Raw genomic sequence first — 19503 nt, forward strand, 5'->3', positions numbered from 1 at the left:
CGATGTGGGGGGGCATTGCGGTGATTCTCCGGGACGGACGGGGCGACGCGAGCAGCGCAGCGCCCCATCATCCCGGGAGGCCCCGGGCGCGACAAGCCATCCGGCGGGAGGTCCCTCGGAGTCCTAGCGGATGTCGAGGATGCGGCCCTGACCGTCGATGAGGTAGGTCGCGCCCGCGTCCATCACGAGGGTGTGAGGTGGCATGCCGCAGCGTTCGAGGTTGGCCGAGAAGCTGACGAGGTACAGGTCGTCGTTGACCTTGTTGATCTCGACGTCCATGACATCGCGACGGCTGAAGCAGCGGACGAGCGGTTCGTAATTGCCGGAGGCCTTCGCGCCGGGGGGCATGTAGTCCGCGAGCGCGACCCGGAGCGCGGCCAGCGTGGGGCCGTCCATTTCTGTCGTGGCCACGAAGGTCTTGGGGCTGGGATCCCGGATGCGATCACCGACCTCGGGGGGAATGCGCTCCGGACGCTCGTACTTGTAATAGCCGAAGAGGCTGCACCCCTGCATCAGACCGCAGAGCGCAAGCCCGATGAAGACCGAGGACAGTCTCCCCATGCGCGTGAGCCCGTTCATGGCGTCCAATCCTGTCCTTCGTAGAGTTCGATTTTGCCCGCGTCGTTGACGACCTGTCCGATGGGAACCCAGACGCCCCCGCGGAGCGCGTTCACCGTGCGGTCGGCGTAGTCGTATTTGTAGGCGCGGCACTCGCCCGCCTTCTCCCGGTAGAAGAGCAGCAGCTCCCGGTGGAGGACCTTCCCGGTTCGCGAATCGGCGATTCGGGTGGGAACCCACCGGCGCGCTTCGCTCATGTCCTGCCCGGAGAAACGCCGGTTGTGGGGGTGGCTGTGGCCTCCCCCCAGGATGATGGCGTCCAGGTGCTGGGGATCATCCAGGCTGACGGGCATCAGACATGACTTGTTCTTGCCCGTGGCCTTGCCCTGAATGTCGGACAGGTGGCTGAGGTAGAACGCGTCCTCGGCACTCGAGTAGTAGACCAGGGCGCAGTACTCCATCCCGTACTCGCCGGATGACGCCCCGGGCTGCCCGGTCATGAGCTCACAGGCGTTCCCGGCCAGCTCCGCCGTCGACTTGAACGGGCCCGCGAGCGGTCCTGTGACCTCGAGCTGGTTCTCACGAAGCTCGCGCACCCGGACGTTGGGGTTCGGCGTGGAGCAGCTCGCCATCATCGCGAGCGCACCCGTGCACGCGAGCGAGCGCCAACACGTCGCGAACCCTGCTGGTCGCTGCCTCGCCATGAACCCTGTCCGGAGTGAAACCCGCTATATCGGACAGTCTGAGTATTTCTGCAAAACATGAATGTCAAGGAATCCGGTTCCCGGGGCTTCCGGGTTCCGTGAGCCTACCCAGGAGATTGGGGCGCGGCAACCAAACGTGCCGAGTTCATCGGGCCCCCGCCGTGGAGTCCCGCCCCGCCTGTGGGCGTTCCAGGCCTCCGTCCGCCGGTCCGCACTCCCGCTGGACCGGAGGTCCACCCGTGAACAGCGATGGCCTCCAGGGCCGCGCGAGGCTCCCCGGGTTTCCTCCCACGCATTACAGGGACGCACATGGCTCAATCGACTGAAGCTCGTTCCCTCGCGCCGCGCCTGGGCGCGTGGGTTGAGGATGGTTCCCGGGTGCGCTGGCGCGTCTGGGCGCCCGGCCACAAGCAGGTGGAGGTCGTGGTGTACGGCGCGGACGACCAGGTCACGCGCACGCTGCCCCTCACGCCGGAGCCGCAGGGCTGCTTCGGCGGTGTGCTGGACGGGCAGGGCGCGGGTCTGCGCTACAAGCTGCGCGTGGATGGCGGCGACCCCTTCCCGGATCCGTGGTCGCGCTCCCAGCCCCTGGGCGTGCACGGCCCGTCTGAGATTGTCGTGGCCGACCACGGCTGGACGGACCTGCACTGGAAGGGGCCGGATCCGCGGGCGCTGGTCATCTACGAGGTGCACGTGGGCACCGCCACGCCGGAGGGCACCTTCGAGGCGTTCATCCCCAAGCTCGCGCACCTGCGGGAGCTGGGCGTGAACACGCTGGAGCTCTTGCCCGTGGCCAGCTTCCCGGGGGCCCGCAACTGGGGCTACGACGGCGTGGACCTCTTCGCGCCGCAGGCCACCTACGGAGGCCCGAAGGGGCTGCGCCGGCTCATCGACGCCGCGCACGCGCACGGCATCGCGGTGCTCATCGACGCCGTCTACAACCACTTCGGACCGGACGGGAACTACCTGGGCGCGTACTCGCCCCACTACTTCACGAACCACCACCACACGCCCTGGGGCGACGCGGTCAACTACGACAGCGAGGGCAGCCCCTTCGTGCGCTCGCTCGTGCTGTCCAACGTGGAGATGTGGATCCGCGACTACCACGCGGACGGCCTGCGCCTGGACGCCGCGCACGCGCTCGTGGATGACGGCCAGCCGCACCTGCTCGCGGAGATCGTCGAGCGCGCCCACGCCGCCGGCAACGGCCGCCGCGTCGTCGTCATCGCGGAGGACGAGCGCAACGAGCGCAAGCTGGTGACGCCCGTGAAAGACGGCGGCTACGGCCTGGACGGCGTCTGGGCGGATGACCTGCACCACCAGCTGCGGCGCGCCTTCGCGGGGGACCACGAGGGCTACTACCAGGACTACACCGGCAGCGCGGACGACCTCGCCGCCACGCTGCGCCAGGGCTGGTTCTACCAGGGCCAGGAGTCCAAGAACCTGGGCCACGCGCGCGGCACGTCGTCCCAGGGGCTGGCCCCGTGGCACTTCGTCCACTGCATCCAGAACCATGATCAGGTGGGCAACCGGCCCTTCGGCAACCGCCTGTCGGAGGACGTGTCCCCGGCCGCCTTCCGCGCCATGAGCACGCTGCTGCTCCTGTCGCCCTTCACCCCGTTGCTCTTCATGGGCCAGGAGTGGAACGCGCGCACGCCGTTCCTCTACTTCACGGACCACAACGCGGAGCTGGGCCGGCTCGTCACGGAAGGGCGCCGCAAGGAGTTCGCCGGCTTCTCGCGCTTCAAGGGCGAACAGGTCCCCGACCCGCAGGACCGCGACACCTTCACCCGCTCCACGCTGGACTGGAGCGAGGCCGAGCGCCCGGAGCATGCGGGCGTGCATGCGCTCTACAAGGAGCTGCTGCGCCTGCGCGCCACGGAGCCCGTGCTGATGAACCTCCAGGGCAGCCACGACGCCCGCGCGCTGGGCCCGGACGCGGTGCTGCTGGAGCGCCGCGCGGAGGGCGACACGGTGCTCGTCATCATCAACATCCGGGGCCCGCTGGTGCACGCGCTGCCCTCGCATGCGAGCGCGGGCATCGTGCTGTGGAGCGAGTCCCCCCGCTTCGGCGGCACCGTGGAGGGCTCGCCGCTGACGGGCAACATCGTGCGCCTGGACGGCCCCTCGGCCGCGGTGGTGAAGCTGCGCGAGTAGTCCTCCCAGACAGGGCGTCACAAACCCATACGCATCGCGAGCCCTGAACCCACACACGGCCCGTCACCCCGGAAGCGGGGAGGCGGGCCGTGCTGTCTTCAGCGGTGAAACAACAGACATCCGGGAATGGACCTCCCGGCGCGCGGTACTCAGCGACGCCAGCAGGTCCACGTGTCGCGCGCGTTCGCATCACGCCGCGGCCCCGTCGTGAGGAAGCACCTTGTCCCATTCGCGTCTGTTGATCTCGTCCCGGGGGGGATGGAAGCGCCATGTCATCACCACGAGCGCGCTCGCGCTGCTCGTGTCCGCGGGGCCCGCGCTCGCCGCGTCGGGCTTCAGCGCCGTCACCGCCAGTGGCAATGACGGCAACCCGCCGTCGAACACCGTCGACGGCAACCTCGCCACGCGCTGGTCCAGCGATGGCGTGGGCCAGTGGCTCCGGGGAGACCTGGGCGCCGTGAAGTCCCTGTCCGCCGTGGACATCGCGTGGCACGAGGGGAACAAGCGCACCAACACGTTCGTCCTCGCCACGTCCACCGACGGCGCCACCTGGACCACGGCCGTGTCCACGAAGTCGTCCGGCACCACCGCGAACCTGGAGCGCTACGGCTTCACCCCGCGCACCGCGCGGTACGTGCGCGTGACGGTCAACGGCAACTCCCTCAACACCTGGGCCAGCATCGCCGAGTGGGCCGCGGTCACCAGTGCCACCACGCCGCCCACGGGCACGGACCGCTTCGGCGTCACGCAGCTCTACCTGTCGAAGCCCGGCGGCGAGGCGTGGACGCTCGCCGACAGCGCTACGTCCGACAAGCGCTTCGACCCGCAGGACAGCATCACCCGCAACAGCGACGGCTCCTGGAAGATGAAGGACTCGCAGGTGCGGATGAGTGTCTTCACGTCCACGGGCTACGACGACAACCAGATCCCCACCTACGACCGGGACGTGCTCGCGAGCCGTGGCTACATGCAGGCGCCGAACGACTGGAAGAACATCGAGATGACCGGCTTCGTGCGGCTGAACAGCGCGCAGGACACGGCGGACAACTTCGACTGGTACGCGCGGGGCGGCAAGCACAACGACGACCACTCCGGCTGCGAGGGCAGCAGCTACAAGGCCGGCTTCCACTACGACGGCCGCGCGCGCTGGCAGAAGGAGACCTGGCACGTGTCCTATGAGCAGACCCCGTACAAGGCCGCCACCTCCGCGCTCAAGGGCCGCTGGGTGGGCTTCAAGTCGGTGATGCGCAACGTCTCCGTCAACGGCCAGACGGCGGTGAAGCTGGAGATGTACGTCAACGAGAACGCGGACAAGGTGACGTGGAAGAAGGTCTACGACTACACCGACTCCGGACAATGGGGCGGCGACGCGCAGCACTGCGGCGGCGCCACCGGGGGCATGCCCATCACCTGGGGCGGTCCCATCGCGGTGTTCCGTTGGGACAACGCGAACGACGTGGACTTCAAATGGTTGAGTGTTCGCGAAATCCAGCCCTGAGCCCCTGAGCGCCCGCGCGGCCTGACGCAAGACGGCAGGCCGCGCGCCCGGCGACCGGGGAGGCCCGAGGGCTCCGGCGATGGGCTTTCCATCGACAGGGGGCGCGCGGGTGGGCAGCATGGCGCCGCCATGAACGTCGACCAAGCCCTCGCCTCGTCGGAGCGCATCTGGGAGCAGGAGATCCTGCCCGCGCTGGAGCGCTACATCCGCATCCCCAACAAGTCGCCCTCGTTCGACCCGGACTGGGTCAAGACGGGCCACATGGAGCAGGCCGTCCAGCTCATCTCCGACTGGTGCCGCGCGCAGACCGCGCACCTGCCGGGGCTGACGGTGGAGGTGGTGCGGCTGAAGACGCCGGACGGCAAGGAGCGCACGCCCGTCATCTACATGGAGGTGCCGGGCACGCGCGGCGACGACACGGTGCTCCTGTACGGCCACCTGGACAAGCAGCCGGAGATGACCGGCTGGCGCGAGGGGTTGTCCCCGTGGACGCCCGTGCGCGAGGGCGACAAGCTCTACGGGCGCGGCGGCGCGGATGACGGCTACTCGGCGTTCGCGTCGCTGTCCGCGCTGCGCCTGCTCAAGGAGCAGGGCGTGCCGCACGCACGGTGCGCGGTGCTCATCGAGGCGTGCGAGGAGTCCGGCAGCACGGACCTGCCCGCGTACATCGAGGCGCTGGCGCCGCGCATCGGCAAGCCGTCGCTGGTGGTGTGCCTGGACTCGGGCTGCGCGAACTATGATCAGCTCTGGATGACCACCAGCTTGCGCGGCATGGTGGCCGGCAACCTGCGCGTGGACATCCTCACGGAGGGCGTGCACTCGGGTGACGCGACGGGCGTGGTCGCGTCGTCGATGCGCATCATGCGGCAGCTCCTGTCGCGCGTGGAGGACGAGCAGACGGGCCACATCAAGGTGGACGCGCTGCACACGCAGATTCCGGAGGGCCGGCGCGCGCAGGCGAAGGCGGCGGCCCAGACGCTGGGCGAGGAACTCCACACCAAGTTCCCCTGGGTGGAGGGCGCGGCCCCGGTGTCGAAGGACGGTGAGGAGCTGGTGCTCAACCGCACCTGGCGTCCGGCGCTGGCGCTGACGGGCGTGGACGGCGTGCCGGGGCTCGCCAACGCGGGCAACGTGCTGCGCCCCTTCACGACGCTGAAGCTGTCCATGCGCATCCCGCCGCGCGTGGACCCCAAGGTGGCCGCGAAGGCGCTCAAGGACGTGCTGGAGAAGGATCCGCCCTACGGCGCGAAGGTGACGTTCGACGGCGACAAGGCGAGCGTGGGTTGGGACGCGCCGCCCCTGGCCGGCTGGCTGTCGCGCGCGGTGGAGTCCGCGTCGCAGTCCTGCTTCGGCAAGCCCGCGATGGCGATGGGCGAGGGCGGCACCATCCCCTTCATGGGCATGCTGGGCGAGCGCTTCCCGGAGGCGCAATTCCTCATCACGGGCCTGCTCGGGCCGGGCAGCAACGCGCACGGCCCCAACGAGTTCCTGCACATCCCCACCGGCAAGAAGCTCACCGCCGGCGTGGCCAGCGTCATCGCGGAGCACTTCAAGCGGTAGCCGTCACCGGAGCCCCATGCCGAGCAAGCCCCGTCAGGTCCGGTCTCAGCCCCTGCTCGCGGTCCGCGACGTGGCCGCGAGCAGCCATTGGTACCAGCAGCTGCTCGGCTGCGAGGGCGCCCACGGCGGTGATGAGTACGAGATGCTCGTCAGCAACGGCGAGCTCATCCTCCAGCTCCACGCGTGGGACCTGGACGAGCACGCCAACCTCATGGGGCCGGACTCCGCGCCCCATGGGCACGGCGTGCTGCTGTGGTTCGAGACCACGGACTTCGACGCGTCGGTGAAGGCCGCGGAAGCCCTGAAGGTGGACTGGGTGGAAGCGCCCCACGTGAACCCGAACTCCCGTCGCCAGGAGTTCTGGGTCCGCGACCCGGACGGCTACGTCGTCGTCCTGGCCGCGGAGTCGCGACGGCGCGGCTGAAGTCCGGCCGTCCGTGCCGCGAGGATCCGCTCAGGCGCGGCCACTGCGTTGAATGGATGCCAGCCGGACCGGCGGCAGGAGGGGGCGCCTCAACGCCCCGTCTTGATGCCCAACGACGAGGGGGGCGGCTTCCGGGGTGGCGGCCGCGTCACCCGGCGCTGCAGTGGCACCGCCACGGTGGGCGCATCCGCCGCGGACACCTGCCGCGTCACCGGCTCGTAGCCGTTGAGCGCGAGCGTCACCGCCACCGACGGTTCTCCGGGCACCAGCGGCAGCGCCACGGGCGTCGTGCCGCGCTCCTCGCCCGCCACCTGCACCGTGGCGCCGGGCGGCTCGCTCGTCACCATCAGGCGTACCGGGTCGGGCCGTGCGTTCACCGCGCGAGTCTCCGGGCCCGTGGGCTGCGTGGGCGGCGCGGTCCGCGTCGGTTCCTGCACCACGGGCGTCCCGGCCGAAGGCAGGTCGGAGCCGCGCAGCATCACCACCGCCGCGCCCCCCGTCACCAGCGCCAGGCCGCCCACCACGTACGGAAGCCATGCGCGCCGCTTCGGCGCGGGCGAGGGCTCCAGGGCGGCGGTGCCTCGCGTCGCTTCAGGCCCCACGCGCGTGGGCGGACGCGACGGCGGCCCCACCAGCTTCGACGCGCGCGACGCGACCGCGCCCCGTCCGCCCGTCGTGGGGGCAGGGCTCCCGAGCGACGAGCTGGATTGCGAATCCAGGTCCGCGTCCTCGGCGAGCTGATCCAGCTTCGACGGGTCGGACTCCGCGGCGATGCGCTCCGCGTACAGCTCGCGCAGGTACGCGGCCAGGTGCGCGCTGCTGGAGGGCAGCCGCAGGTTGAGCGCGTAGTCCTCCAGCGCCAGCCGGAACGCGGCGCAGTCCGGGTAGCGCCCCTCGGGCGTGGGCGCGAGCGCCTTGAGCAGCACGTCGTCCAGGCCCGGCGGCAGGTCCGGGTTGAGCTGCGACGGCGGCGGAATCTGGCAGTCGCGCACCAGCCGCAGCGTCATCAGGTCCGTGTCGCCCTTGAAGAGGCGCTTGCCCGTGAGCACCTCCCACATCACGACGCCGAGCGCGAACTGGTCGCTGCGGCCGTCCACCGGCAGCCCGTTGGCCTGCTCCGGGGACATGTACGGGTACTTGCCCTTGAGCACGCCCGTCGCCGTCTGCTGCCCGCTGGTGGCCGCCTTCGCCACGCCGAAGTCGATGACCTTCACGCCCCCGTCGAAGCCGACGAGCACGTTCTGCGGGGACACGTCCCGGTGCACCAGCTGGAGCGGCTGGCCCTGCCCGTCACGCGCGCCGTGCGCGTACGACAGGCCCGCCGCCGCGTCCGCGATGATGCGCACCACCAGCCCCACCGGCAGCGGACGCCCCTGCTTGCGCGCGAAGCGGTCCAGGCGCCGCACGTCCTCGCCCTGCACGTACTCCATCGCCAGGCAGTGACGGCCCTCAATCTCCGTCAGGTCCAGGATGGTGATGAGGTTCGGGTGCGACAGGCGCGCCACGAGCCGCGCCTCCTCCAGGAACATCTCCAGGAACTCTTCGTCCTCGGCGAGGTGCGGGAGGATGAGCTTGAGGACGACCAACCGCTCGAAGCCCGTCCCATGCTCCTGGGCGAGGAACACCTGTCCCATCCCGCCCGAAGCGATTTTTCTCAGCAGCTCGTATTTCCCGAAGGCGACCGCCATTTCAAGCGGAGGATATCGCGCTTTCTCACCGGGCAGGAAACCGCCGACTTCCAAAAAGACAGAGAGTCTGTCGAGCAGGGGGGAGCCTGCCTTCCTACCCGTGGGGGAGGCAGGCAGGCACGCGGTTCCTCACGCCTTCATCTTGTAGCCCGAGCGCAGCACGCCGTAGGTGACGCCGGTGGCGACGGCGGCGGTGGCCGCGAGGATGGCGCCGCCGACGAGCGGGGAGAAGAGACTGCTTCCCAACATTCCGAAGCGCAGCCCCTCCACCATGTAGACCATGGGGTTGAAGAGGCTGACGTGGTTCCAGGGCGAGGGCAGCTCGCGCACCGAGTAGAAGACGCCGCCCAGGAACGTGAGCGGCAGCATCACGAAGGTGGGGAAGAAGTTGATCTGCTCGAACTTCTCCGCCCACACGGCGGCGAGCATGCCCAGCACGCTGAACACGTAGCTGGACAGCAGCAGGAAGTAGAGCGTCGCCAGCGGGTGCTCCAGGCTGAAGCCGGAGAACACGGCCGCGACGATCCAGGTGAGCAGGCCCACCACCAGCCCGCGCACCATCGCGCCGCCGATGAAGCCCACCATCAGCTCGCCGGGCCCCAGGGGCGCCACCAGCAGGTCCACCACGGTGCCCTGGATCTTGGTGATGAACAGCGACGAGCTGCTGTTGAGGAACGCGTTGTTGGCGATGCCCAGGAACACGAGCCCCGGGACGATGAAGTGCAGGTACGGGTGGCCCTCCACCGCGTGCACGCGCCCGGAAATCGAGTAGCCGAAGACGATGAAGTACAGCGTGGTGCTGATGAGGGGCGACAGGACGGTCTGGCCCGGCACGCGCATGAAGCGCCGGACCTCCTTCGCGAACAGCGTCTGCATCCCGAGGACGTTCATGGGGTGGGTGCGATTCCGGAGGTGGGGTGTCAGGCGGCCTGGGTCGGGCGGCCGCGGAGGATCTCGATGAGCACGTCTTCCAGGCGCGGGCGGCGCGTCTCCACCTCGGAGATGGGCAGCCCGTTCGCGTAGAGCGCGCGGAGCAGTTCGCCGGAGGGCGCGCAGTTCTCACGCTCCACGTAGGTGAGCGTGCGGCGGTCCGGGGACAGGCTCGCGGCGAAGCGCTGGCCGGCTTCGGGCATGGCGGGCAGGGCTTCGGAGAAGGTGACGACCAGGCGCTTCTCCCCGAAGCGGCGCAGGATGGTGGACTTCTCCTCCACCATCAGCAGGCGGCCCTCGTTGATGATGCCCACGCGGTCGGCCAGCTCCTCCGCCTCTTCCAGGTAGTGCGTGGTGAGGACGATGGTGGTGCCCTCGCTGGCGATCTTCTTCACGTACGTCCAGAGGTCGCGGCGCAGCTCCACGTCCACGCCCGCGGTGGGCTCGTCGAGGAACACGAGCCGGGGCCGGTGCACCAGGGCCTTGGCGATGAGCAGCCGGCGCTTCATGCCGCCGGACAGGGCGCGCGTGAGCGAGTCCTTCTTCGCCTGGAGGTTGAGGGCGGTGAGCACCTCGTCGATGCGCGCGTCGTCGCGGGGCTGACCGTAGTAGCCCAATTGGATGCGCAGGGACTCCGCGACGGAGAAGAACGGGTCGAAGTTGATCTCCTGCGGCACCAGCCCCACCTGGTAGCGGGGCCCCACGGGGTCCTGGTCCAGGTCCTTGCCGAAGACGCGCATGGTGCCCGCGGACTTCTTCACCAGGCCGCACACGCTGCCGATGAGGGTCGTCTTGCCGGCGCCATTGGGGCCGAGCAGCGCGAAGATTTCTCCGGGGGGAATGGAGAGGTCCACCGAGTGCAGCGCCGTGAAGGCGCCGTAGCGTTTGGAGAGGCCCTGCAGCTCCAGGGCGGGGGTCGTGGGCTCGGACATGGCGGCGCTTCCTCTAACACCTTCGTGTTGGGTTCGCTGGGCAAGCGGCCGGGCGTTTTTCCGGCGTCCAGGGGGACACTCAGGGTGCGCTCTCGTCTTGAGCCCGTGGGTGCTCCCTGGTATCCGCTCAGGGCCGCTCACGTTTCGACTGACCGCTAGGATGCCGCGATGGCCCAGAATTTCATCTTCACGATGCAGGACCTGCGCAAGGTCAAGAACAGCAAGGAGATCCTCAAGGGCATCTACCTGTCGTTCTTCCCGGGCGCCAAGATTGGTGTGATTGGCCCCAACGGCTCCGGTAAGTCCACGCTGCTGCGCATCATGGCCGGTGTGGACACGGAGTTCTTCGGCGTCGCGAAGCCGGACCCCACGGTGAAGGTGGGCTACCTGGAGCAGGAGCCGCAGCTGGACACGACCCTGGACGTGAAGGGGAACGTGGAGCTGGGCCTGAAGGAGATCCGTCAGGCGTTGGACCGCTTCAATGAAGTCAGCGCGAAGTTCGCGGAGCCCATGAGCGACGCGGAGATGGAGAAGCTGCTCGCGGAGCAGGCCCGGCTCCAGGACGCGATTGACGCGTCGAACGGCTGGGAGCTGGACCGCACGCTGGAGATGGCCATGGACGCGCTCCGGCTGCCCCCGGGTGACGCGGACGTGACGAAGCTGTCCGGCGGTGAGAAGCGCCGCGTGGCGCTCTGCCGCATCCTGCTGGAGAAGCCGGACCTGCTGCTGCTGGACGAGCCCACCAACCACCTGGACGCGGAGAGCGTCGCGTGGCTGGAGCAGGCGCTGAAGGCGTACACGGGGACCATCGTGTGCATCACGCACGACCGGTACTTCCTGGACAACGTGGCGGAGTGGATTTTGGAGCTGGACCGGGGCGAGGGCGTGCCCTGGAAGGGCAACTACTCCAGCTGGCTGGAGCAGAAGCAGAAGCGGTTGGAGCTGGAGGAGAAGTCGGAGAGCCACCGGCAGAAGACGCTCAAGCGCGAGCTGGAGTGGGTGCGGGCGTCTCCGAAGGCGCGTCAGGCGAAGAGCAAGGCGCGCATCGCCGCGTACGAGGAGCTGTTCAACCAGTCGCAGCAGAAGCGCGAGGCGACGGGCGAGGTGATGATTCCGCCGGGTCCGCCGCTGGGTGGCCTGGTGGTGGAGGCGAAGGGGCTGCGCAAGGCGTATGGGGACCGGCTGCTCATCGACGAGCTGACCTTCAAGCTGCCGCCGGGCGGCATCGTGGGCGTGATTGGACCGAACGGCGCGGGCAAGACGACGTTGTTCCGGATGATGACGGGCGCGGAGAAGCCGGACGGGGGCGAGCTGAAGGTGGGCGAGACGGTGGTGATGGCCTACGTGGACCAGAGCCGCGACGCGCTGCAGGGCGAGCAGTCGGTGTTCCAGGAGGTGAGTGGCGGGTTGGACCTCATCGACCTGGGCAAGGCGGGCACGGTCCCGAGCCGCGCGTACCTGGCGGGGTTCGCGTTCAAGGGGCAGGACCAGCAGAAGCGGGTGAAGGACCTGTCGGGCGGCGAGCGCAACCGGCTGCACCTGGCGAAGATGCTCAAGAGCGGCGGCAACCTGCTGCTGTTGGACGAGCCGACGAACGACCTGGACGTGGAGACGCTGCGGAGCCTGGAGGACGCGCTCTTGAGCTTCGCGGGTTGCGCGGTGGTCATCAGCCACGACCGCTGGTTCCTGGACCGCATCGCGACGCACATCCTGGCGTTCGAGGGTGACAGCAAGGCGTTCTTCTTCGAGGGCAACTTCGAGGACTACGAAGCGGACAAGAAGAAGCGCCTGGGCCCGGACGCGCTAGAGCCGCACCGGATCCGCTACCGGCCGCTGCAGAAGAACTGAAGACAGTCGTTCTGGCTCCGCCCCGGGTGACCGGGGCGGGGTCGCAGGGCAGGGGAGGGTGCACGCGTGATCGAGAAGGTGCAGTTTCGCAACTTCAAGGCGTACCGCTCGCTCGATCTGGAGCTTGAGCCGTTCACGGTGCTGGTGGGGCCCAATGCGTCGGGAAAGACGACGCTGTTGGAGGGGCTCCGGATGCTGGCTACGAATGCGGCACCATTCTTTTCGAACTCACTTTTCAATGAAAATCGTTTTATTGGATTGAAGTCCCGCTCATTTGGGAGCAACCAGCCCAGTGCGTTGACATTTCATGGTCACTGGGCTGACAGATCAGGAGTCATTCATCTCCATGGCATGTCGCTAAAAGATGAGGAATCTTCATTGAGGGCCGCCGATTGGGAAGCGACAGCCATTACGGTCAATCCCGTGATGGATGGGCGGTCGATCCAGGCACGAGAGACCAAACCGTCAAACAAAGTGCTTGATGCATGGAGTGCGACAGCGATTTTGCGGTTTGAGTTGAGAAGACTGGCAGAAGCATCCTACAGCGATGAACCAGTACCTGATGTCACAGGTGATGGCACGGGGCTGGCCTCGGTTCTGGCCTATCTCAAGCTGAGCCACGACGAAATTTTCTCCGCGATTGAACTGGCGCTGAGGCAAATCGTCCCGTCTGTCCGAAGGATTCGCATCGAACGCGCTGCGGTTGAGCAGAGCACCATGCGTACGATTGCGCTTGATGAGCAGAAAACCCAAGTTTCCGAGCGACGCACCCTCTGGGGCAACCGCATTGTCTTGGACATGCAAGGAGCCAAGGATGTTCCGGCGGACTCAGCGGGCGAGGGAACGCTGATGGCCCTCGGACTCCTGACTGTACTTATGGGGCCCCAGAAGCCTCGGCTGGTTTTGCTCGACGATATCGAATTGTCGCTTCATCCCACTGCCCAGAGGAAGCTCATCGAGGTCCTGCGGACCATTCAGAAGAACGACCCTGAGCTGCAGATCGTAGCGACCAGTCACTCTCCCTTCATCTTGAACTACCTGCAGCCGGAGGAAGTTCGGATGACCTTCCTGGCGGAGAACGGGTTCGCACGCTGTGAGAAGCTCACGGCGCACCCCGACTTCGAGAAGTGGAAGGCCATGATGAGTCCGGGGGAGTTCTGGAGCACCGTGGGCGAGAGTTGGATAGAAAAGGTGCCTGCATCCGCGTCGCATGAGTGAGCCCGCCTACGACCTGGGAGTGGTTTGTGAAGCCCCTGCGGACCGGGACACCGCCTGTCTGTTGGCCGACCGGGTTCTGCTGGCTGAAATCGATTGGCTCGACGCAGGGCTGTTGGATCTGCACCGTCGCTGGCGTGGGCTGAAACCTGCAGAGTCCTACCTCCGCTGGGGATCTGTCTCAGACACAGCAACTCAAGCAGGACTCAAAGGCATTTTTGGTCACTTCGCGGGTGAGGCCGGTGCACATGACGCGTTGGCTGCTCGAAAGGCCCTGTTGCTTCTGGCGACCTCGCAAGAGCCGCCGGATGCCGTCATGCTGATTCGAGACAGCGATACTGATTCCAACCGGCGCAAGGGGCTGGAGCAGGCTCGCGATGACAGGTCCTGGCCCTTTGAAGTGGTCATCGGTGTAGCGGAGCCCAAGCGAGAGTGCTGGGTGCTCGCCGGCTTCGATGCTCGGGGCAATGAAGTGGAAACCCTTCGTGCGGTGGAACAGCGACTCTCATTCCATCCTGTGCGCGATGCCCACCGACTGACTGCGCGCGAACACGGTGCCAAGAACGACGCCAAGAAGGCGCTGGATGAACTCACCTCCGGAAACTCGGAGCGCGAGCTTGAATGCCTGCGTGAAACGCCACTTGAAACGCTTCAGTCCCGAGGGGAGCAGGTCCGCCTGACCCGGTTCCTGGCCGAGGTCCGCGAGCGACTGGTTCCAGTGGTGGGTGGTTCCAAGCGCTCTGGGTAGCGCTGTTGGCCAAAGGGGCTATGAGCACCATGGAACTTCCAGCCCATCTCGAGGTCACCGCGCGCATGATCCGCCGGGCCTTCCCAGACGGTCTGTCAGAGGCTGACTACCTACCGCTCCTGACCGTGCTGTATCCGCACATGTCCCACAGGAATCTTGCGGAGGTTGTGAGTCATGTCACGGGCCGTGACTATGCGTTTGTTCTGAACGACGTCTATGGCGTTCAGGGCGGCTTTGGACTGCATCCTGACGCTGTCGCCGCCGTGCACACTCGGCTTCTCGCCGTGGGCTTCGATGCATGGAGCAAGGAAGACTGAAACTCATTCCTCATGAACACGCCCAAGAGCCCATGGCGGCTGGTGGCGATGCACGGCCTGCTGGTGCGAAAGCACCGCCAGGGTTCACTGGTGGCGACCGATTGGGGTTGTGTGGGGTTGGCGTCTCAGGGGAGGGGAGATCCCATTCCATCCTCTTGAGCGTCAGGGGCGTTTCGGTCGTGATGATTCCCAGGATCTTCCTCAGGGCTCCTGAATCACTGCCCCCCCAATGTGAAGCCCAGTGTGTTGATGAATAATTCCAAAAAGGTTGTTGTGGAGTTCACGCGATGAATGATGAGGACGTCTTGAACGCGCTTCGGGCGAAAGAAAAGCTGCTAACTCCAGTGGAGCTTGCCGAGTTGCTGGGAGGCATGCTTGAGGGCGGGATTTCTCATAGCGCGATTGTTTCGTATTTCAAGCGAGCATTCCCACCCATTCCTCTGAGGACCTTGCTGGACTCGGGGCTGTGGTGGAGGGTCAGCGAGGGCGATATGAGCGACCAAGAGTTTAATGAGCTTTTGAGCCCCTGGGTGGGACGGGTGGTGAATTGAAGTGTGGACCGGGCTGGTCAGGGACATGGGTTGTCTCCAGGGTCACCGTTCACCGGTTGGAGCCTGCTTGAAGAGACTGCCGGGCATCGGACGGTGGGCGGGCCGGCTCGGGACGGTGGTGGCCTCGGCGTGACACACACCGCCAGTCATTGCGGGACTCAACCCCAGGGATGCGAGCATCGCGGAGTTGGAAGCGCAGGTGGCCGCGCGCGACGCGGTCATCATCGAGTTGCTGGCAAAGGTGGCTGCCCTACCGGTCCGCGTGGCGGAGTTGGAGGCGCGCCTGAGCCAGAATTCGAGCAGCTCCTCGAAGCCGCCCTCCTCGGATTCCCCCGGCACCCCGCGCCCGCCGAAGAAGCCCACGGGCCGCGGCCCCGGTGGCCAGCCGGGACACAAGAAGCATGAGCGGCGTCTCTTGCCGCCCGAGGCGGTGCAGCACTTCGCACCGGTTTCGGGCACTGACTCGTACGGACCACCGACTCGGACCACCACCACCCCGTAGCGCCGAACACCCTGGAAAGGAACCTCCAACCCGGTCAGCTCCACCGCACGTGGGTGGGTGACATCACCTATGTCTGGACCGACGAGGGCTGGCTGTACCTGATCGAGGAGTTCTACAGCCGGAAGCGGCGCCACTCAGCCCTGGGCTACGTCTGCCCAGTGGAGTACGAGCGGATGGCCGAGACCAAGAGGCTGGCAGCATCGTCAACCTGTCCACCGAACCGGAGCAGGCCCACCGGGGCGGCGAGCCCCGCTGGTGGACAGTGTTTCCCACTGGGCTTCAAGGGCGGGGGTGGTGCCGCTATGGTCCCCCTCCAGCGGTGGCCCCGCCCGCCAGGAGCCATGAACTTCGTCTTCATCTCCCCCCACTTCCCGACCCACTACTTCCACTTCGCCGTCGCCTTGCGCGAGCGCGGCGTGTCCGTACTGGGCATCGGTGACACGCCCTACGAATCCCTGCGCCCCGAGCTTCGCGAGTCCCTCCGCGAATACTTCTTCGTCCCCAGCCTCACCGACTACGACGCCCTCGTCCGCGCCACCGGCTACCTCACCTGGCGCCATGGCCGCGTGGACCGCATCGAGTCCCTCAACGAGTCCTGGCTCGAAGTCGAAGCCCGCCTGCGCGAGGACTTCCACGCTCCCGGACTCCAGCCCGCCGACATCCTCAAGCTGCGCTCCAAGTCCGGCATGGCCGAGGTCTTCCACGCGTCCGGCGTCCCCCACCCGGACCTCTTGCGCGTGCGCGACGCCGACCAGGTGAAGGCCTTCGCCGCCCGCGTGGGCTACCCGCTCGTGCTCAAGCCCGACGTGGGCGTGGGCGCCGCCCACACCTTCAAGGTCACCTCCGACGCGGAGGTGAACGCCGCGCTCGCCCACCCGCTGCCCACCTCCTACGTGGCCCAGCCCTTCGTGCGCGGCACCATCGTCACCTACGACGGCATCGTGGACCGCCACGGCGCCATCGTCTTCACGCTCAGCCACGAGTACAGCGATGGCGGCATGGAGACCGTCACCGAACGGCGCGACATCTCCTTCTGGAGCCTCCAGACCATCCCCCCCGCGCTCGACGTGCTGGGCCGTCAGGTCGTCGCCGCCTTCGGCCTGCGCGAGCGCTGGTTCCACCTGGAGTTCTTCCGGCTGCCCGACGGCCGCTTCGTCGTGCTGGAGGCCAACCTGCGCCCGCCCGGCGGCTTCATGACGGACATGATGAACTACACGTGCGACATCGACGTGTACCGGCTCTGGGCCCGCGTGGTGACCAATGATCCGGTGGCGGACTTCCAGTACACGCCGCGCCACCACGTCTGCCACAGCGCGCGCCGTCACGGCCGCCGCTACCGCCACACCCACGCGCAGATCGTCGAGCGGCTGGGCCCGTCGCTCCTCGTCCACCGCGAGCTGCCGCCCATCTACCACAGCCTTTTAGGCGAAGAGATGTACCTCACCCGCCACGCGGACAAGGAGTCGATGCACGAAGCCGTGCGCTACATCCAGGCGACCGTGTAGCTACGGCTCCGTCCAGGTGAGCGACAGCACCGTGCCGTCCGCGTCCTCGCGCACCTTCGTCACGTGGGGCGACCGCGCGCCGCCCACCTGGAGCAGCGCTTCGAAGAGCGCCTCCGCGTAGCCGGGCGCATCGACGACGGAGTTGATGCGCAGCTCGTAGCTCGCGGGACCGCGCTCGGTCAGCACCGCCTCCGTGTAGTTGTCCGTGCCGCGCAGCACCTCCGGCAGCCGCTGCACCACGCGCTTCGGTCCCAGCATCCGCATCACGCTCATCACCGCGCGCCCCAGCAGCGTGGCCCCGTAGCCCTCCACGTGCGCGTGGGCGAGCCGGCGGAAGGCTTCCTCCCGGGGGACGCCGGGATGGACCTCCTCGATGACGATGTGCAGGCACCGCGTCCAGAGCGGCACCGGGTAGAGCGGCAACAGCGGTCGGTCCAGGTCCACGCCAGCCTGACGCAGCCGCTCCCGCAGACGCGGGGACACCTGACCGCGCAGGCCGTGCTGGAGCAGCCCCTCCACCACCTGCACGTAGACCTGCCGCTGTTCGGGCGGCACCGGCCGGGGCTTTCGCGTCACGGGCGCTGACTCAACCGAGCAGCCACTGCATGGCGCCCGGCAGCCGGCGCTGCCAGTCCTTCTCGTGGTGCTCGCCGCCGGGCTCCAGCACCAGCGACACCTCGTGGTCGCCGTAGCCCAGGCCCTTGAGGTGGTGGAAGAAGTCGAGCGTGCCCCGGCCGTAGTCCAGCGGCAGGCCGCCCGCGTGGATGGACTCGGTGGCGCCCGCGTCCAGGTAGATGCGCGTCCACCGCTCGCTGTGCGCGCGCCACGCGTCGAACAGCCGGCCCTGGCTCCACATCACCGTGGGCGACAGCGCGCCGATGCGGCCGAACACATGCGGGAACCGCCACCCCAGGTATAGCGAGATGAGGCCGCCCAGCGACGAGCCCATCGTGCCAGTCCACTCGCCGCCCGCGCGCGTGCGGTACGTGCGGTCGATATAGGGCTTGAGCTCCTCCACGAGGAAGCGCCCGTAGGCCTCGCCGCGCGCGGACACGCCGTTGCGCGGCTCGTCCCACGGCGAATACTCCTGGAAGCGGCCCGGCCCGGAGTCCACCGCGACGATGATCCACGGCTCCATCCGCCCCTCGCTCACGGCCTCTTCCGCGACGCGGTTGGCGCACCACGTGTCGAAGACGGCGGACTCCGGATGCGCGAAGACGTTCTGCCCGTCGTGCATGTAGAGCACCGGGTAGCGGTGGTCCCCGCGGGCGTCGTAGGTGTCCGGGGTGTAGATGCGGACGGTGCGGTTGAATCCCTCCTGGGGAGAGGGGAAGTGACGAAGGATGTGGACGTGGCCCATTGAGCTGTTCTGCGGGCCGCAACGTCGGCCCTCGCGAAGATGTGGCCCCCAGCATAGCCGCACCGCCTGACGAACTCGCCGCGAGAGGAATGCCGGCCGTCCCTTCCCTGGACGCCGTGTCCGGCGAAGGGATGGATCCGGACTGGAGGCCACCCTGTAGGGAAGGGTGGTCCCGCTCGTGCAGAGGACCCGCCGCGTGCGTTCCGTCCTGTTCTGCGTGTGGCTGTTCCTGCTGAGGGTGTCCGTCGCGGCGCACGCGGCGTCCTACGAGGTCGACCCCGAGGACACCGGTGAGCAGGCGTTGTTCGCGCTGCGGGAGGACGGCGCCATCACGGCGGAGACGCTCGCGGCGCTGACGGTGCTGCGACGCTCGGGCGTGGATCCGGTGCACGCCTCGCGCGCCTCGCTCTATGGCCTGCCGGGACTGACGTACGCGCGGGTGGATGGGTTGCGGGGGGACGGGGCGCTGACGGTGGAGGAGCGTCGGCGGCTGGCGCCGTTCCTCACGCGGACCGCGTCGGAGCGGGTGTCGGGGGACGCGCGGCTGTTGAGCGCGTTCGCCGCGTCGGATCCGGTGCTGCCGCCGTGGGCGCTCCAGGTGCGCGTGGCGGGGCCGGAGGGCTGGCGGGTGGGGCTGCTCACGTCGCTGACGCGGAGGCGCCTGGGCGCGGTGCACCGGGACGCGCGCCCTCGGACGCTCGTGGCGGAGGCGCCCGGGGTGTCGGTGGTCGTGCCCAAGTTCCACGGGCAGTGGACCGGGGAGCGGGCGTCGGTGCTGGTGGGCTCCTACCGGCTGGGCTTCGGGCAGCGGCTCACGCTGGACACCACGGGGCTGCCCACGCCGGACGGCTTCCTGCCCGACGACGTCGTGCGCGCACCCGGGAACGTGGAGCGGTGGTGCTTCCTGGGAGAAGGCGCCTGCGCGCCCGAGGAGCGCGCTGCCGCGGTGACGCCGGACTTCCAGTGGGACGAGGGCTTCCGCGGCGTGGTGGGCACGGTGCGGGGG

General features: G+C 68.1%; 17 protein-coding genes and 3 pseudogenes. 13 read left to right on the forward strand and 7 right to left on the reverse strand.

Annotation, left to right across the window (positions count from 1 at the left end):
• Positions 1-123: 123 nt before the first annotated feature.
• Both D7V97_RS21985 and D7V97_RS21990 read right to left on the reverse strand, forming a co-directional pair.
• Complete coding sequence (locus D7V97_RS21985; protein WP_120612630.1) at positions 124-579, reverse strand: hypothetical protein; 456 nt, start codon at positions 577-579, stop codon at positions 124-126.
• Complete coding sequence (locus tag D7V97_RS21990) at positions 576-1262, reverse strand: hypothetical protein (protein WP_233583064.1); 687 nt, start codon at positions 1260-1262, stop codon at positions 576-578. Before D7V97_RS21990 ends, D7V97_RS21985 begins: the two co-directional genes overlap by 4 nt.
• Positions 1263-1571: 309 nt before the next feature.
• On the opposite strand from D7V97_RS21990, the gene treZ reads away from it, so the two are divergent.
• From treZ to D7V97_RS22010, 4 genes are all read left to right on the forward strand, one after another.
• On the forward strand, positions 1572-3419 hold the full coding sequence (gene treZ, locus D7V97_RS21995) for a malto-oligosyltrehalose trehalohydrolase (RefSeq protein WP_120612617.1): 1848 nt from the start codon (positions 1572-1574) through the stop codon (positions 3417-3419).
• Between the two features lie 220 nt (positions 3420-3639).
• The gene (locus tag D7V97_RS22000; protein ID WP_233583069.1) at positions 3640-4917 is read left to right on the forward strand and encodes a discoidin domain-containing protein; all 1278 of its coding nucleotides are present in this window, start codon (positions 3640-3642) and stop codon (positions 4915-4917) included.
• Between the two features lie 129 nt (positions 4918-5046).
• Positions 5047-6477 carry a M20 family metallopeptidase gene (locus D7V97_RS22005; RefSeq protein ID WP_120612618.1) on the forward strand — a complete coding sequence of 477 codons (1431 nt, stop codon included), beginning with the start codon at positions 5047-5049 and terminating at the stop codon, positions 6475-6477.
• Between the two features lie 16 nt (positions 6478-6493).
• Positions 6494-6901: a VOC family protein gene (locus D7V97_RS22010; protein WP_120612619.1), complete on the forward strand. Its 408-nt coding sequence runs from the start codon at positions 6494-6496 to the stop codon at positions 6899-6901.
• 89 nt (positions 6902-6990) lie between these two features.
• Here the strand turns inward: D7V97_RS22010 and D7V97_RS22015 are convergent, their stop codons facing one another.
• From D7V97_RS22015 to D7V97_RS22025, 3 genes are all read right to left on the reverse strand, one after another.
• Entirely contained in the window at positions 6991-8589 is a 1599-nt protein-coding gene (locus D7V97_RS22015) for a serine/threonine-protein kinase (RefSeq protein ID WP_120612620.1), read from the reverse strand.
• Positions 8590-8718: 129 nt separating this feature from the next.
• Positions 8719-9480 (reverse strand): ABC transporter permease, encoded by a 762-nt coding sequence (locus D7V97_RS22020; protein WP_120612621.1) that lies wholly within the window; start codon positions 9478-9480, stop codon positions 8719-8721.
• 29 nt (positions 9481-9509) lie between these two features.
• Entirely contained in the window at positions 9510-10451 is a 942-nt protein-coding gene (locus D7V97_RS22025; RefSeq protein WP_120612622.1) for an ABC transporter ATP-binding protein, read from the reverse strand.
• A 168-nt stretch (positions 10452-10619) separates the two neighbouring features.
• Between D7V97_RS22025 and ettA the strand changes: the two genes are divergently transcribed.
• The 8 genes and pseudogenes from ettA (at position 10620) to D7V97_RS22060 (ending at position 17137) form a co-directional block, all read left to right on the forward strand.
• Entirely contained in the window at positions 10620-12299 is a 1680-nt protein-coding gene (gene ettA, locus D7V97_RS22030) for an energy-dependent translational throttle protein EttA (RefSeq protein ID WP_120612623.1), read from the forward strand.
• Positions 12300-12365: 66 nt separating this feature from the next.
• Positions 12366-13517, forward strand: coding sequence for an AAA family ATPase (locus D7V97_RS22035; protein WP_120612624.1), 1152 nt, complete (start codon positions 12366-12368; stop codon positions 13515-13517).
• Positions 13510-14262, forward strand: a complete 753-nt coding sequence (locus tag D7V97_RS22040; protein ID WP_233583071.1) for a hypothetical protein — start codon at positions 13510-13512, stop codon at positions 14260-14262. The genes D7V97_RS22035 and D7V97_RS22040 overlap by 8 nt, the downstream gene beginning before the upstream one ends.
• A 29-nt stretch (positions 14263-14291) precedes the next feature.
• Complete coding sequence (locus D7V97_RS22045) at positions 14292-14579, forward strand: DUF3349 domain-containing protein (protein WP_199728894.1); 288 nt, start codon at positions 14292-14294, stop codon at positions 14577-14579.
• 287 nt (positions 14580-14866) lie between these two features.
• Positions 14867-15130: a hypothetical protein gene (locus tag D7V97_RS22050; protein WP_120612626.1), complete on the forward strand. Its 264-nt coding sequence runs from the start codon at positions 14867-14869 to the stop codon at positions 15128-15130.
• A gap of 148 nt (positions 15131-15278) precedes the next feature.
• Positions 15279-15572, forward strand: a pseudogene (locus D7V97_RS45990) (DUF6444 domain-containing protein); the annotation flags it as partial.
• A 23-nt stretch (positions 15573-15595) separates the two neighbouring features.
• Positions 15596-15754, forward strand: a pseudogene (locus D7V97_RS45995) (IS3 family transposase); the annotation flags it as partial.
• 219 nt (positions 15755-15973) lie between these two features.
• Positions 15974-17137, forward strand: a complete 1164-nt coding sequence (locus tag D7V97_RS22060) for an acetyl-CoA carboxylase biotin carboxylase subunit family protein (RefSeq protein ID WP_120612627.1) — start codon at positions 15974-15976, stop codon at positions 17135-17137.
• Here D7V97_RS22060 and D7V97_RS22065 read toward each other — a convergent pair whose 3' ends face one another.
• Positions 17138-17713, reverse strand: coding sequence for a DUF2378 family protein (locus D7V97_RS22065; RefSeq protein ID WP_233583073.1), 576 nt, complete (start codon positions 17711-17713; stop codon positions 17138-17140). It lies immediately after the preceding gene.
• A gap of 10 nt (positions 17714-17723) precedes the next feature.
• Entirely contained in the window at positions 17724-18497 is a 774-nt protein-coding gene (locus D7V97_RS22070; protein WP_120612629.1) for an alpha/beta hydrolase, read from the reverse strand.
• 196 nt (positions 18498-18693) lie between these two features.
• Here D7V97_RS22070 and D7V97_RS22075 point away from each other — a divergent pair.
• Positions 18694-19503: pseudogene (locus D7V97_RS22075) on the forward strand (hypothetical protein); the annotation flags it as partial.

Origin of the sequence: Corallococcus sp. CA053C, assembly GCF_003611675.1 — a bacterium.
Classification (GTDB): domain Bacteria; phylum Myxococcota; class Myxococcia; order Myxococcales; family Myxococcaceae; genus Corallococcus.

Bases quoted from the DNA above. Each gene is read 5' to 3' on its own strand.
- D7V97_RS22010 (WP_120612619.1), top strand. From the start codon at position 6,494: ATGCCGAGCAAGCCCCGTCAGGTCCGGTCTCAGCCCCTGCTCGCGGTC.
- ettA (WP_120612623.1), top strand. From the start codon at position 10,620: ATGGCCCAGAATTTCATCTTCACGATGCAGGACCTGCGCAAGGTCAAG.
- D7V97_RS22060 (WP_120612627.1), top strand. From the start codon at position 15,974: ATGAACTTCGTCTTCATCTCCCCCCACTTCCCGACCCACTACTTCCAC.
- D7V97_RS21990 (WP_233583064.1), bottom strand. From the start codon at position 1,262: ATGGCGAGGCAGCGACCAGCAGGGTTCGCGACGTGTTGGCGCTCGCTC.
- D7V97_RS22025 (WP_120612622.1), bottom strand. From the start codon at position 10,451: ATGTCCGAGCCCACGACCCCCGCCCTGGAGCTGCAGGGCCTCTCCAAA.
- D7V97_RS22015 (WP_120612620.1), bottom strand. From the start codon at position 8,589: ATGGCGGTCGCCTTCGGGAAATACGAGCTGCTGAGAAAAATCGCTTCG.
- D7V97_RS22005 (WP_120612618.1), top strand. From the start codon at position 5,047: ATGAACGTCGACCAAGCCCTCGCCTCGTCGGAGCGCATCTGGGAGCAG.
- D7V97_RS22040 (WP_233583071.1), top strand. From the start codon at position 13,510: ATGAGTGAGCCCGCCTACGACCTGGGAGTGGTTTGTGAAGCCCCTGCG.
- D7V97_RS22045 (WP_199728894.1), top strand. From the start codon at position 14,292: ATGGAACTTCCAGCCCATCTCGAGGTCACCGCGCGCATGATCCGCCGG.
- treZ (WP_120612617.1), top strand. From the start codon at position 1,572: ATGGCTCAATCGACTGAAGCTCGTTCCCTCGCGCCGCGCCTGGGCGCG.
- D7V97_RS22050 (WP_120612626.1), top strand. From the start codon at position 14,867: ATGAATGATGAGGACGTCTTGAACGCGCTTCGGGCGAAAGAAAAGCTG.
- D7V97_RS21985 (WP_120612630.1), bottom strand. From the start codon at position 579: ATGAACGGGCTCACGCGCATGGGGAGACTGTCCTCGGTCTTCATCGGG.
- D7V97_RS22020 (WP_120612621.1), bottom strand. From the start codon at position 9,480: ATGAACGTCCTCGGGATGCAGACGCTGTTCGCGAAGGAGGTCCGGCGC.
- D7V97_RS22070 (WP_120612629.1), bottom strand. From the start codon at position 18,497: ATGGGCCACGTCCACATCCTTCGTCACTTCCCCTCTCCCCAGGAGGGA.